The sequence below is a fragment of the Rhizobium sp. 16-488-2b genome, assembly GCF_017741815.1.
Taxonomy (GTDB): Bacteria; Pseudomonadota; Alphaproteobacteria; order Rhizobiales; family Rhizobiaceae; genus Rhizobium.
The window spans coordinates 57,503-70,969 of record NZ_JAGHMF010000023.1; the positions used below are offsets into that span (position 1 = coordinate 57,503).

Consider the following 13,467-nt stretch of genomic DNA (forward strand, 5'->3'; position numbering starts at 1 on the left):
CGGCGAAAGCCGGCGCAGTCGCGCGCAATGGATAGTCGATGGTGAAAAAGTCCGAAACTTCTGGTCGTCTCGATGACGCGGCGCGCGCCGGCTGGCTCTACTATGTGGCCGGGCGCACGCAGGACGAGATCGCCTCGTCCATGGGGATTTCGCGACAATCGGCGCAGCGGCTGGTGTCGCTTGCCGTGGCCGAGCGGCTGATCAAGGTGCGGCTCGACCACCCGATCGCCGCCTGTCTGGAGCTCGCCAATGCCGTGCGCAACAAATACGGGCTGCGGCAGGTGGATATCGTGCCGAGCGATCCGGGCGCCGGTGCCGCGACCGTCGGTATCGCCGAGGCGGCGGCGGCCGAGATCGAGCGCTGGCTGAAGAAGGCCGACCCGATCGTTCTTGCCGTCGGAACCGGGCGAACGCTGAAGGCCGCGGTCGATCAGCTGCCGGCGATCGAATGCATCAATCATCGCATCGTCTCGCTCACCGGCAACATCGCGCCGGACGGTTCGGCCGCCTATTACAACGTCATTTTCAGCATGGCCGATGCCGTCAAGGCGCGGCATTTCCCGATGCCGCTGCCGGTTCTCGTCACCTCTGCCGAAGAGCGCGAGACATTGCATGCCCAGCAGCTGGTGCGCTCGACGCTCGACATGAGCGCGCAGGCCGACGTGACCTTCGTCGGTATCGGCGAACTCGGCATCGACGGGCCGCTCTGCGTCGACGGCTTCCTTGAGAAGGGCGAGATGATGGAGCTGATGGACAATGGCGCCGTCGGCGAGATCTGCGGCTGGATTTTCGACAGTGAAGGCAGGCTGCTCGACAACCCGATCAACGAGCGCGTCGCGTCCGCTCCGATCCCCTCGCGCGAGACCTCCGTGGTCATTGGAATCGGCAAGGGCAAGCGCAAGATGAAGGCGATCAAGGCGGCCGTTACCGGTCATCAGATCAACGGTTTGATCACCGATGAAGAGGTCGCCGAGTATTTGCTCACATAGTGGGCAAAAATTTATTTCTTTTTAAATCAGCAGGATAACTCATCGTTTCGCGGCTGCAGCAACGATTGGAGCTTGACATTTGTCGCTTACAGTTGAGTAATTGCCCATGAGCAAAGCGAATGCTCGCTAACATCTTCTGGGAGGAAGATCATGACATTTAAAACTTTTCTGCTCGGCGCCTGCTCCGTCCTGGCGTTCGCGGGCATGGCTTCGGCTGAAACGCTGACGATCGCGACCGTCAACAACGGCGACATGGTCCGCATGCAGAAGCTCACGGATGACTTCAAGGCAAAGAACCCCGGCATCGATCTCGAGTGGGTAACGCTCGAAGAAAACGTGCTGCGCCAGAAGGTCACGACCGATATCGCGACCAAGGGCGGCCAGTACGACGTTCTGACGATCGGCAACTACGAAGTGCCGATCTGGGCCAAGCAGGGATGGCTTCTGCCGCTGGACAACCTCGGCGAAAAGTATGACGCCAAGGACCTGCTGCCCGCGATCAGCGCTGCGCTGACCGTCGACAACAAGCTCTACGCCGTGCCGTTCTACGGCGAAAGCGCGATGATCATGTACCGCACCGACCTCTTCGAAAAGGCCGGTCTGAAGATGCCCGACGCGCCGACCTGGGACTTCATCGCCGATGCGGCGAAGAAGATCACCGACAAGAGCGGCGAAGTCTACGGCATGTGCCTTCGCGGCAAGGCCGGCTGGGGTGAGAACATGGCGTTCATCACCGCGCTCGACAACTCCTTCGGCGGCCGCTGGTTCGACGAAAACTGGAAGCCCCAGTTCGACAGCCCCGAGTGGAAGGAAGCGCTTGGCTTCTACGTCGACCTGATGAAGGAAGCCGGCCCTCCCGGTGCATCCTCGAACGGCTTCAACGAAAACCTGGCGCTCTTCCAGACCGGCAAGTGCGGCATGTGGATCGACGCGACGGTCGCCGCTTCGTTCGTCTCCAACCCGAAGGAATCGAAGGTTGCCGACAAGGTCGGTTACGCCCTGTTCCCGACCAAGGGCGAGATGAAGAACCACGGCAACTGGCTGTGGTCTTGGAACCTCGCAATCCCGGCAACGTCGACCAAGGCTGAAGCCGCGCAGAAGTTCGTCGCCTGGGCGACCGACAAGGCTTACGGCGATCTGGTTGCAAGCAAGGAAGGCTGGGCAAACGTTCCTCCGGGCACGCGCACCTCGCTCTACGAAAACGCCGACTACCAGAAGGCCGCTCCGTTCGCCGCCAAGACGCTTGATGCGATGAAGGCAGCCGACACGCAGAAGCCGACCGTCAAGCCGGTGCCTTACACCGGTGGCCAGTTCGTCGCGATCCCTGAATTCCAGGGCATCGGTACGGCCGTCGGCCAGCAGTTCTCGGCAGCTGTCGCCGGCCAGATCTCCGTCGATCAGGCCCTGCAGAGCGCTCAGCAGCTGACGACCCGCGAAATGACGAAGGCTGGTTACCCCAAGTAAGCCTCCCGAGACATGCGGCGTGCGCCTGCACGCCGCACCCCTAGGCCGCCGAATTGCCCGAACTGCATCGGCGGCCCTTTTTGTCCCTAAGGCCTTGCAGCCATCCGCTTTCAGAAAAGACGGTGAACCATGGCAACGTTACACACACGCTCCGCGGCGCGCATGATGATGGCACCTTCGGTGCTCCTGCTCTTCGCGTGGATGATCGTCCCGCTCGTGATGACGATCTACTTCTCGTTCATCGACTACAATCTGTTGATGCCGAGCGACAATCGCTTCCTCGGCTTCCTCAATTACGAATTCTTCCTGACGGACCCGGCCTTCTTCGACGCGTTGATCAATACGCTCGTGCTGGTCTTGAGCGTCCTCGTCATCACCATCGTCGGCGGCATCGCGCTGGCGCTTCTGCTCGACCAGCCGATGTTCGGCCAGGGGATCGTGCGCATTCTCGTGATCGCGCCGTTCTTCATCATGCCGACCGTCGCAGCGCTGGTGTGGAAGAACATGTTCATGAACCCGGTCAACGGGTTGTTCGCCTATATCTGGCGCCTGTTCGGCGCGCAGCCGGTCGATTGGCTCGCCAACATGCCGCTGTTTTCGATCATCCTGATCGTCGCCTGGCAGTGGCTTCCCTTCGCCACGCTCATCCTGCTCACCGCGCTGCAGTCGCTGTCGGAAGAGCAGAAGGAAGCGGCCGAGATGGATGGCGCGGGCTTCTTCTCGCAGTTCGTCTACATCATCCTGCCGCACATGGCGCGCGCGATCACCGTCGTCATTCTGATCGAGACGATCTTCCTTCTGTCGGTCTTCGCCGAAATCCTCGTCACCACCAATGGCGGTCCCGGCACGAGCAGCACCAACCTGACCTACCTCGTCTACAACAGGGCGTTGCTGCAGTTCGACATCGGCGGCGCTTCGGCGGGCGGTATCATCGCGGTCATCCTCGCCAATATCGTTGCTATCTTCCTCGTCCGCATCGTCGGCAAGAACCTGGAGACTTGAGATGGCCAGACGCATCACAACCCAGCGCAAGGTGATCGTCACGGCGGTCGCCTGGACCATCGGCATCGTGCTCTTCTTCCCGATCCTGTGGACCTTTCTCACCAGCTTCAAGTCGGAAGCCGACGCCATCGCATCGCCGCCGCAGTTCCTGTTCTTCCACTGGACGACGGAGAACTATCTGGAGGTGCAGAGCCGATCGAATTACTTCAGCCACTTCCTGAACTCGGTGATCATCTCCTTCGGCTCGACGCTGCTCGGCCTGATCATCGCGGTTCCGTCCGCCTGGGCGATGGCGTTCTCGCCGACCAAGCGCACCAAGGATGTGCTGATGTGGATGCTCTCGACGAAGATGATGCCGGCAGTCGGCGCGTTGATCCCGATCTATCTGCTGTTCCGCAACACGGGCCTCCTCGACAGCCGCATCGGCCTCGTCGTGGTGCTGATGCTGATCAACCTGCCAATCATCATCTGGATGCTCTACACCTACTTCAAGGAGATCCCCGGCGAGATCCTTGAGGCGGCGCGCATGGATGGCGCCTCGCTCAGCAAGGAAATCATCTACGTGCTGACGCCGATGGCGGTGCCGGGCATCGCCTCGACGCTTCTTCTCAACATCATCCTGTCCTGGAACGAAGCCTTCTGGACGCTCAACCTCACAGCTTCCAAGGCTGCGCCGCTGACGACGTTCATCGCTTCCTATTCCAGCCCGGAAGGACTTTTCTACGCCAAGCTTTCGGCAGCATCGACCATGGCAATCGCCCCGATCCTGATCCTCGGCTGGTTCAGCCAGAAACAACTCGTCCGCGGCCTGACGTTCGGCGCGGTGAAATAAGAAACAAGGGAGAGAAACATGGGCAGCATTACCCTTCAGAAAGTTTCGAAGGTCTTCGGCGAAGCCAAGGTCATCCCTTCGATCGATCTCGAAATCAAGGACGGCGAGTTCGTCGTCTTCGTCGGCCCGTCGGGCTGCGGCAAGTCCACGCTGCTGCGTCTGATCGCAGGCCTCGAAGATGTCAGCGGCGGCAAGATCGTCATTGACGGCAAGGACGCCACCGAGAGCGCGCCATCCGAACGCCGGCTCGCCATGGTGTTCCAGTCCTATGCGCTCTATCCGCATATGAGCGTGCGCAGCAACATTGCCTTCCCGCTGAAGATGGCTGGCATGGCAAAGCCCGAGATCGACAAGAAGGTGGCGGACGCAGCCCGTGTCCTCAACCTCACCGACTATCTCGACCGCAAGCCGCGCGCGCTCTCGGGCGGCCAGCGCCAGCGTGTCGCGATCGGCCGCGCCATCGTGCGCCAGCCCTCGGCCTTCCTGTTCGACGAACCGCTATCGAACCTCGATGCCGCGTTGCGCGTCAACATGCGCCTCGAGATCAGCGAGCTCCACCAGCAGCTGAAGACGACGATGATCTACGTCACCCACGACCAGGTCGAAGCCATGACCATGGCCGACAAGATCGTGGTGCTCAACCGCGGCAATATCGAGCAGGTCGGCTCGCCGATGGAGCTCTATTCCAAGCCGCGCAACCTCTTCGTCGCCGGCTTCATCGGCTCGCCGAAGATGAACTTCGTGCCGCAGGGCTCGCAGACGCTGGGCGTGCGCCCCGAACATATCCAGCTCTCGATGGAGAGCGGCGAGTGGAAGGGCAAGGTCGTGGTCGCCGAACACCTCGGCTCCGACACCTTCCTGCATGTCAATGTCGAGGGCATCGGCCAGATGACGGCGCGCGGCGACGGCAGCTTCCCGGCCAAGGCCGGCGACACTGTCTACCTGACCGCAGACAAGGCTCGCATTCACAGGTTCAACGAGCAGGGCCTCGCCATCTGAGCGAGGCATCCGGGGTGGGGAAGAGCGCGCGTGCCGGACGAGGTGCCCGGCGCGCCAGTACCGGGGTTGTTAGACCCTGAAGACCTTCAAGAGGACTGAGACATGACGTGCAAACTATCGCTGGCAACGCTTTCCGACGCGGCTAAGACAGCCGCCGTACCGGCCTATGAGCGGGCGTCGCTGAAGGCGGGCATCGTGCACTTCGGCGTCGGCAACTTCCACCGCGCCCACCAGGCAATCTATCTCGACGACCTGTTCAACAAGGGCGAGGCTCACGACTGGGCAATCATCGGCGCCGGCATCCTGCCGTCCGATGCCGCCATGCGCGACAAGCTCGCCGCCCAGGACTTCCTGACGACTGTCGTCGAGCAGGACAACAACAAGACCTCGGCGCGTGTCACCGCGCCGATGATCGACATCCTGCCCGTCGGCGATGCCAAGACCATCATCGCCAAGCTCGCCGACCCCGAAATCCGCATCGTCTCGATGACGATCACCGAGGGCGGCTACTTCATCGACGCGTCCGGCAAGTTCAATCCTGATCATCCGGCAATCGCGGCCGACGGCAAGAACCCCGCCGATCCGAAGACCGTGTTCGGCCTGATCGTCGCCGGTCTCAAGGCGCGCAAGGACAAGGGCCTCGTGCCGTTCACCGTCATGTCGTGCGATAACATTCCGCACAATGGCGTCGTCACCCGCAATGCGGTTGTCGGCACGGCGGCGCTCTCCGATCCTGCTTTCGCCGAATGGATCAAGGCCAATGTCGCCTTCCCGAACGCCATGGTCGACCGCATCACGCCGGCTACCGGCCAGCGCGAGATCGATCTGCTGAAGGACGTCTTCGATATCGAGGACAACTGGCCCGTCTATTGCGAAGAGTTCAAGCAGTGGGTGCTGGAAGACAAGTTCACCGCCGGCCGCCCGGCGCTGGAGAATGTCGGCGTCACCTTCGTGCCCGATGTCACGCCCTACGAGCACATGAAGATCCGCATCCTCAACGGCGGCCATGCGGCGATCGCCTATCCGGCGGCGCTGATGGACATCCATTTCGTGCATGACTCGATGGAAGACCCGCTGATCCGCGCCTTCCTCGCCAAGCTCGAAAAGGAAGAGATCATCCCGATCGTGCCGCCGGTGCCGAACACCTCGCTGACTGATTATTTCGCGCTGATCGAGCACCGCCTGCTCAACCCGAAGATCGCCGACACCATCCCGCGCCTGGCGCAGGACGGCTCCAACCGCCAGCCGAAATTCATCCTGCCGTCCACGCTCGACAACCTGAACCAGGGGCGTGATGTCGTTGGCCTGTCGCTGGTTTCGGCTCTGTGGTGCCGCTACTTCGCCGGCAAGACCGATACCGGCCAGGACATCGTCTTCAACGATGCCAGCGCCGACCGGCTGCATGCCGCCGCCATCAAGGCCAAGGACGACCCGATGGCGTTCCTCGCCTTCGACGACATCTTCGGCGAGGTCGCCAAGTCGGAGCTCTTCCGCAAGCGCTTCGCGCATGCGCTGAAGACGCTGTGGGAAAAGGGCACGCGCGAGACGCTGCAGCTTTACCTCGACAACAAGCTCGCGGCATAAGCATCAAGCGGCGGGCGTTCCCCGCCGCTATCCACCCACCTCTGCCTGCAATGTCTTGAACCCTGATTGGATGTGTCATGGCTGATGCTGAAACATGGCTTGTGATCTTCGACTGCGACGGCGTTCTCGTCGACAGCGAGCCGATCTCCGTCACCGTTCTCGTCAAGGCCATGAACGATCTCAACGTGCCTATCACCGAGGACGAGGTGTATGGCCGCTTTCTCGGACGCAGCCTCGCGACCGTGATCGAGACGATGAAGACGGAATATAACGTCCATCCGGGCGAAGCTTTCCTGGAGCAGATCCGCACCGATCTCTACGCGCGGTTCCGCACCGAACTGAAGCCGATCGCAGGCATCGCGGATACGATCGACGCGCTCGACATCCCCTGCTGCGTAGCCTCGTCCAGTCAGGTGGAGCGCATCCGTCTGTCGCTCACCGTTACCGGGCTGATCGACCGGCTGCCCAATATCTTCAGCGCCTCGATGGTGAAGAACGGCAAGCCGGCGCCGGACCTCTTTCTGCATGCGGCAAGCCAGATGCAGGTCGATCCCGCCAACTGCGTGGTGATCGAGGACAGCCCCGCCGGCATCGAGGCCGCCAAGGCCGCCGGCATGACCGTCTTTGCCTTTACCGGCGGTTCGCATGCCAATTTCGCCGGCTATCGCGACGAGCTTGACCGCCTTTCCCCCGACGCTACGTTTGACGTCATGCCGGATTTGATCCACCTTATCAAAAAACATCAGCGGGACGGGAACGACCTTTAATGCCTCAGCATGTGGTTGCTGTTGATATCGGCACGGGCAGCGCACGCGCCGGCGTCTTCGATGCGCGCGGCCAGCTGCTGGGCAAGGCCGATCATCCGATAATCATGAACCGGCCCCGCGAAAACCACGCCGAGCACGATTCCGAGGATATATGGTCGGCGGTGTGCATCGCCGTGCGCCGCGCGATGGAGCAATCGGGTGCCGCGCCCGAGAGCATCGGCGCGATCGGTTTCGACGGCACCTGCTCGCTTGTGGTCCGGGATATCGATGGCGGGCAGATCAGCGTGTCGACGGGCGGCGAGCGGCGGTTCGACACCATCGTCTGGCTCGATCACCGGGCGCTAAAGGAGGCGGATTTCTGCACGGCGACCGGCCACGAGGTGCTGGAGCATTCCGGGCATTTCATGTCGCCCGAGATGGAAATGCCGAAGCTGATGTGGCTGAAGAAGAAGCTCCCCGGCACATGGGCGAACACGGGCTATCTCTTCGACCTCGCCGATTTTATGACCTGGAAATCCACCGGCTCGCTGGCGCGGTCGCGCTGCACGCTGACGTCCAAGTGGAACTATCTGGCCCATCTCCAGGATGGCTGGCGCAAGGATTTTCTCGAGCAGATCGGCCTCGACGACCTGCAGGCGCGCGGGCAGCTGCCTGACGATACCATTGCCGTCGGCGGCAGCGTCGGCACGCTGACGAAGGAAGCGGCATCGGCGCTCGGGCTGACGACAGCCTGTCACGCCTCCTCCGGCATGATCGATGCCTATGCCGGCGCGCTGGGCGCGCTTGGCGGCGATGCGCATGATCCGGAGCAGCTGGAACGGCAGCTGGCGCTGATCGCCGGCACGTCGAGCTGTATCGTCTCGTTCTCGCGCAAGCGACGCCCGAGCCACGGCATGTGGGGACCCTATTATGAGGCCGTGTTTCCCGGCACCTGGCTCGTCGAGGCCGGACAGTCGGCTACCGGGGCTTTGCTCGACCATGTCGTCAGGATGCATGCGGCCGGCGGCGAGCCGACGGCGGCGTTGCACCAGAAGATCGTGTCGCGGATCTCGCAGCTGCGCTCGGAGGAGGGCGATGCCTTCGGCGCCAGGATTTTCGTGCTGCCAGATTTCCACGGCAACCGCTCGCCGCTTGCCGACCCCCATGCGGTCGGCGCCGTCAGCGGCCTGACGCTCGACACCTCGTTCGACGGGCTCTGCGCACTCTATTGGCGCACCGCCGTGGCGATCGCGCTCGGCATCCGACACATCCTCGAGCGGATGAAGGAATATGGCTATGCGCCCGACACGCTGCATGTGGCGGGGGGGCATGTGAAGAACCCTGTGCTGATGGAGCTCTATTCGGATGCGACCGGCTGCAAGGTCGTGGTGCCGAAGATGAACGAGGCGGTGCTTCTGGGAACCGCGATGGCGGCCTCCGTCGCCTGCGGCCTGCATGCTGATCTCGCCACTGCGGGTTCGGCCATGTATCCCGGCGGCGACGTACATGTTCCCGATGAGAGCAAGCGCGCGCTTTACGATCGGGATTACCGCCGGCTGCTCGCGATGTATCGCCATCGAGCCGAGCTCGAGGCGATGGAATAGATTTCGGATAGTCTACCGGTTGGGCTCTTCGCCGAGCATGACGCTGAACTCGGTCATGCGGCTCGCACGCGCGACGGCCTCGTCGCCGACAGCGCTGACAACGGCCGAGGACAGACAGTCGAGCAGCGCGATCACCGGCGGCAGGTTGTCCTGCTCGCCCGGCCGGGTCGGGGGAAGCGGCAGGATGAGATTGGCCTGGTCGAGCACCCAGTTGGCGCTCTGGGCGCTGATGAGCACGACCTTGTATCCGTAGCGCCGGGCGATGCGCGCGAGCAGACGGGCCTTCTTGAAGCGTTGGCTGTCGATGATTACGAGCAGCGCGCCTTCGCCGCTGACGCGCGCGAAGAGCTCGGCGAAGCGGTTTCCGCTGCCGTCGAGCGCATGCACGCCATCGCGCGCTTGCGTCAGGCGCTGGCTGAAATGCGTGGCGAAGCTTGCCTGCGAGACATGGGTGGCGATGAACACCTCGCTTGCCGCGCGGATCATCGCCACCGCGTCGCTCCAGTGCTGCTGTCCGGTGAGATGATAAATGTGATGGAGCGCCTGGATCTGTTCGGCGACCAGCACGGCGAGCGGCTTTCCGTCGGCTGCATCGACCTGCAGTTCCGACATCGAGGCCTGCATCTGCGTGGCCGAGACGCCGGCGACGTCGCGGATCTGCACCTTGACGCTGTCGAGCCCCTGATAGCCCAGCGCCCGCAGGAAGCGGCCGACGGTCATCGGGCTCAAATCCAGCCGGTCGGCCACCGAGGCTGCCGTTTCGAACGGAAGATCACTCAAGTGTTCGGTGAAATATTTTGCGATGCGACGTTCGGCGGGCGTGCCGGATTTCGCGTATTGGCGGAGCTTCTGAACAAAGTCTTCCACGGCAGCTGTCCCGATTTTGGGTGATGTTTCCTGTCTGCTTGAAACAAATCCTTGCGTCCGCAAATATTCGGAGCGCCCTGCAAGTAATCTTAGATGCTGATTTAAATATATATTATGAAAGGCTTTTGAACAACAATTCCCTCAATCCGGCGAAATAATTTCAGCCTTGCCGTTCAAAGATCAGATTCCTACATCATCGCCACAACCGGAGACGTCACCATGATCCTCGAAGCGGCGCGCCTTTCCGTCGCCAATCTTTTCGCCCCGGAAACGCGGTCGGTGTTCTGGAAGGTGCTCGGACTGACCGTCCTCGCGCTGATCGGTCTGTGGCTGGCGCTGCGCAGCGCTTTCATGGCTTTCGTCTTTCCCTGGATCGCCAGCTTCTTTCCTGCAATGCCTGATTGGGCAGGCTGGCTCGGCTTCGTCTTCGCCATGATGGCGGGGATCGGGCTGGCGTTGGGGCTGGCACTTCTGCTGTCGCCGGTCACCGCGCTGATCGCCGGATTGTTTCTCGACGATGTCGCCGACGTCGTGGAAAAGCGCGATTATCCCGAAGACGTGCCGGGCACCGCCATGCCGCTCGGCCCGGCGATGCTGAGCTCGATCAAGTTCCTCGGCGTCGTCATCGTCGGCAACATCGTGGCGCTGTTCCTGCTGTTCATCCCCGGCGTCAACCTCGTCGCCTTCTTCCTGGTCAACGGCTATCTGCTCGGCCGGGAATTCTTCGAGTTCGCCGCCATGCGCTTCAGGCCACCGGCCGAAGCGCGGCTCTTCCGCCAGAAACATGCGCCGACGGTGTTTCTCGCCGGCCTCGTGATCACCGCCTTCCTGGCCATCCCGATCGTCAATCTGCTGACGCCGCTGTTTGCCGCGGGCATGATGGTGCATCTGCACAAGCTGCTGTCGCGCAAGGAACTCGGCGTTCGGATCTGATCCTTCCTACTCGACGGCCTCGCCGATCACCTGCGGCGGCAGCTCGACGAGCGGCGCCGGGATGTCACAGCTCTTTTCGGGCGAGCGACAGAGATCGGCGATGACGCAGTGTTCGCATTCGGCGCGGCGCGCCTTGCAGGTGTAGCGGCCATGCAGGATGAGCCAGTGATGGGCGTGGTAGAGGTAGTGCTTGGGCACCACCTTCATCAGTCGCTCCTCCACCTCGTCGGGCGTCTTGCCTGGCGCCAGCTTGATGCGGTTGGCGATGCGGAAGATGTGCGTATCGACGGCCATGGTCGCCTGGCCGAAGGCCATGGAGAGCACGACATTGGCGGTCTTGCGGCCGACGCCTGGAAGCATCACCAGTTCGTCGCGCGTCTGAGGCACCACGCCGCCGAAGACATCGACCAGCATGCGCGAGAGGGCGATCACGTTCTTCGCCTTGTTGCGATAGAGCCCGATCGTCTTGATGTAGTCGCGCACCTTCTCCTCGCCGAGATCCAGCATCTTCTGCGGGGTGTCGGCGACCTTGAAGAGGGCGCGCGTCGCCTTGTTGACGCCGGCATCGGTCGCCTGCGCCGACAGCGCCACGGCGACGACAAGCGTGAAGGGGTTGGAGTGCTCGAGCTCGCCCTTCGGTTCCGGCCGCTGCACGGAGAAGCGGCGAAACATCTCCTCGCGCTCGGCCTCGCTATAGACGGAGCGGACGCTCGCCTTTTTCTTGCGGCGAACGACGGGTTTTTCGGGCTGCGACGATGTGGCGGAGGATTTGAGTTTCGGACTGGACATGGACAATCTATACTCGGCAGCCATGATGGAAAGCAACGCCGACAGCGCTGGCCAGCCGGCGGTTTTGGACCAGCCCGTGTTCTCAGCCGAGCTCTTTCCCCACCGGTCGCTAGGCCGCAAGGGGTTCAGGGTGCTCCTGCTGCTTTCGGGCGGCGTTTGCCTGCTCTACGGCCTGTTCTTCATCGCTACCGGCGCCTGGCCGATCGGCTTCTTCTTCGGGCTCGATTTCCTGCTCCTCTACGGCGCCTTCCGGCTGAACTATCGCTCGGCCAGGGCGCGCGAGATGGTGACGGTGTCGCGCACCGATATCGCGGTCCGCAAGATCGCGCCTTCGGGGCGCACGGTCGAGCATCACTTCAATCCGTTCTGGACGCGCTTTTCGGTGCGCCGCCACGACGAGATCGGCATCCTCTCCATGCATATCTATGGACAGGGGCGGGCAACGGATATTGGCGGCTTTCTCAACCCGGATGACCGAGAAAGCTTCGCCAAGGCGTTCAAGCGGGCGTTGGCGACGGTCAAGCAGCGTATCTGACAATCATCTAATTCTGGCGCAAGAATCGGGTGGCTTGAGCGATCCCGCTTGACTATCTCCTTGTGACAAGGAGAAAGATCATGAACATGGTAGCCAAGCTGAACCAAGACATCACGCCCGATGGTCCCGACTACGAGACCGTCCGCCAGGTGATCGAGCTGATCACCGAGGATTATCGTGAGCAGCCGTCGCTGGAAGCGATCGCCATGCGTCTCAATCAATCGCCGACTCAGCTGCAAAAGACCTTCACCCGCTGGGCCGGCCTTTCGCCCAAGGCCTTCCTGCAGGCGGTGACGCTCGATCATGCCAAGCGGCTGCTGCGCAAGGAGGAACTCCCCTTGCTGGAGACCTCCTTCGAGGTCGGTCTGTCAGGCCCCGGGCGGCTGCACGATCTCTTCGTAACGCACGAGGCGATGTCTCCCGGTGAATGGAAGGCGCGCGGCGGTGGTCTCACCATCCGCTACGGTTTTCATCCGTCGCCTTTCGGCATCGCGCTGGTCATGGCGACCGACCGCGGCCTCGCCGGCCTTGCCTTCGCCGACATCGGCGGCGAGACGGCCTGCCTCGAGGACATGACCTGCCGCTGGCCGAACGCCGAATACGTCGAGGACCGCGAGGCGACGGCTCCTTACGCCGCTCGCATCTTCGAGCCAGGCCGCTGGACCTCGGAGCAGCCGCTGCGCGTGGTGCTGATCGGTACCGATTTCCAGGTCCAGGTCTGGGAGAGCCTATTGAAGATCCCGTTCGGCAAGGCCGTCACCTATAGCGACATCGCCAGCGACATCGGCCGTCCGACGGCGATGCGGGCAGTGGGGGCGGCGGTGGGCGCCAACCCGATCTCCTTCGTGGTGCCGTGTCATCGGGCGCTCGGCAAGAGCGGCGCGTTGACGGGGTATCACTGGGGGCTGACGCGCAAGCGGGCGATGCTGGGGTGGGAGTCGGCGCACGCTTGAGTGGGGGTGGGGGAGCGCGCGGCTTTCGATAGGTCAGCGGGTGAGGCCCCCTCATCCGCCTGCCGGCACCTTCCCCCCGTTGGGGAGAAGAGACTCGGAGTGGGCCGCTCGCTCCATCTTCCCTTCGCCCCAACGGGGAGAAGGTGGCCCGAAGGGTCGGATGAGGGGGC

Annotated in this window: 13 protein-coding genes; 11 read left to right on the plus strand and 2 right to left on the minus strand. The window is 62.6% G+C overall.

Features of this window, described 5'->3' with window-relative positions; all coding sequences use genetic code 11:
* Positions 1-38: 38 nt before the first annotated feature.
* From J5286_RS19490 to J5286_RS19525, 8 genes are all read left to right on the plus strand, one after another.
* On the plus strand, positions 39-989 hold the full coding sequence (locus J5286_RS19490) for a sugar-binding transcriptional regulator (RefSeq protein ID WP_047509797.1): 951 nt from the start codon (positions 39-41) through the stop codon (positions 987-989).
* 150 nt (positions 990-1,139) lie between these two features.
* The gene (locus J5286_RS19495) at positions 1,140-2,453 is read left to right on the plus strand and encodes an ABC transporter substrate-binding protein (protein WP_209191772.1); all 1,314 of its coding nucleotides are present in this window, start codon (positions 1,140-1,142) and stop codon (positions 2,451-2,453) included.
* A 129-nt stretch (positions 2,454-2,582) separates the two neighbouring features.
* The gene (locus J5286_RS19500) at positions 2,583-3,455 is read left to right on the plus strand and encodes a carbohydrate ABC transporter permease (RefSeq protein WP_047509793.1); all 873 of its coding nucleotides are present in this window, start codon (positions 2,583-2,585) and stop codon (positions 3,453-3,455) included.
* A 1-nt stretch (position 3,456) separates the two neighbouring features.
* The gene (locus tag J5286_RS19505; protein WP_047509791.1) at positions 3,457-4,287 is read left to right on the plus strand and encodes a carbohydrate ABC transporter permease; all 831 of its coding nucleotides are present in this window, start codon (positions 3,457-3,459) and stop codon (positions 4,285-4,287) included.
* An 18-nt stretch (positions 4,288-4,305) separates the two neighbouring features.
* Positions 4,306-5,286, plus strand: coding sequence for an ABC transporter ATP-binding protein (locus tag J5286_RS19510; RefSeq protein ID WP_047509790.1), 981 nt, complete (start codon positions 4,306-4,308; stop codon positions 5,284-5,286).
* A gap of 102 nt (positions 5,287-5,388) precedes the next feature.
* Positions 5,389-6,870: a mannitol dehydrogenase family protein gene (locus tag J5286_RS19515; RefSeq protein ID WP_209191773.1), complete on the plus strand. Its 1,482-nt coding sequence runs from the start codon at positions 5,389-5,391 to the stop codon at positions 6,868-6,870.
* Between the two features lie 77 nt (positions 6,871-6,947).
* Positions 6,948-7,637: an HAD family hydrolase gene (locus J5286_RS19520; protein WP_209191774.1), complete on the plus strand. Its 690-nt coding sequence runs from the start codon at positions 6,948-6,950 to the stop codon at positions 7,635-7,637.
* Positions 7,637-9,220 (plus strand): FGGY-family carbohydrate kinase, encoded by a 1,584-nt coding sequence (locus J5286_RS19525; protein ID WP_209191775.1) that lies wholly within the window; start codon positions 7,637-7,639, stop codon positions 9,218-9,220. Before J5286_RS19520 ends, J5286_RS19525 begins: the two co-directional genes overlap by 1 nt.
* 12 nt (positions 9,221-9,232) lie before the next feature.
* On the opposite strand, the gene J5286_RS19530 is transcribed toward J5286_RS19525, so the two are convergent.
* Positions 9,233-10,087, minus strand: a complete 855-nt coding sequence (locus J5286_RS19530; protein ID WP_113009184.1) for a MurR/RpiR family transcriptional regulator — start codon at positions 10,085-10,087, stop codon at positions 9,233-9,235.
* A 219-nt stretch (positions 10,088-10,306) separates the two neighbouring features.
* Here J5286_RS19530 and J5286_RS19535 point away from each other — a divergent pair, with 219 nt between their 5' ends.
* On the plus strand, positions 10,307-11,020 hold the full coding sequence (locus tag J5286_RS19535; RefSeq protein WP_209191776.1) for a sulfate transporter family protein: 714 nt from the start codon (positions 10,307-10,309) through the stop codon (positions 11,018-11,020).
* Between the two features lie 6 nt (positions 11,021-11,026).
* Here the strand turns inward: J5286_RS19535 and nth are convergent, their stop codons facing one another.
* Positions 11,027-11,809 carry an endonuclease III gene (nth, locus tag J5286_RS19540; RefSeq protein WP_111565280.1) on the minus strand — a complete coding sequence of 261 codons (783 nt, stop codon included), beginning with the start codon at positions 11,807-11,809 and terminating at the stop codon, positions 11,027-11,029.
* A 22-nt stretch (positions 11,810-11,831) separates the two neighbouring features.
* Between nth and J5286_RS19545 the strand changes: the two genes are divergently transcribed.
* Together J5286_RS19545 and J5286_RS19550 are read left to right on the plus strand one after the other, a co-directional pair.
* Positions 11,832-12,344 (plus strand): DUF2244 domain-containing protein, encoded by a 513-nt coding sequence (locus tag J5286_RS19545; protein ID WP_113239365.1) that lies wholly within the window; start codon positions 11,832-11,834, stop codon positions 12,342-12,344.
* Positions 12,345-12,424: 80 nt separating this feature from the next.
* Entirely contained in the window at positions 12,425-13,297 is an 873-nt protein-coding gene (locus J5286_RS19550; RefSeq protein ID WP_113009268.1) for a methylated-DNA--[protein]-cysteine S-methyltransferase, read from the plus strand.
* Positions 13,298-13,467 lie beyond the last annotated feature (170 nt).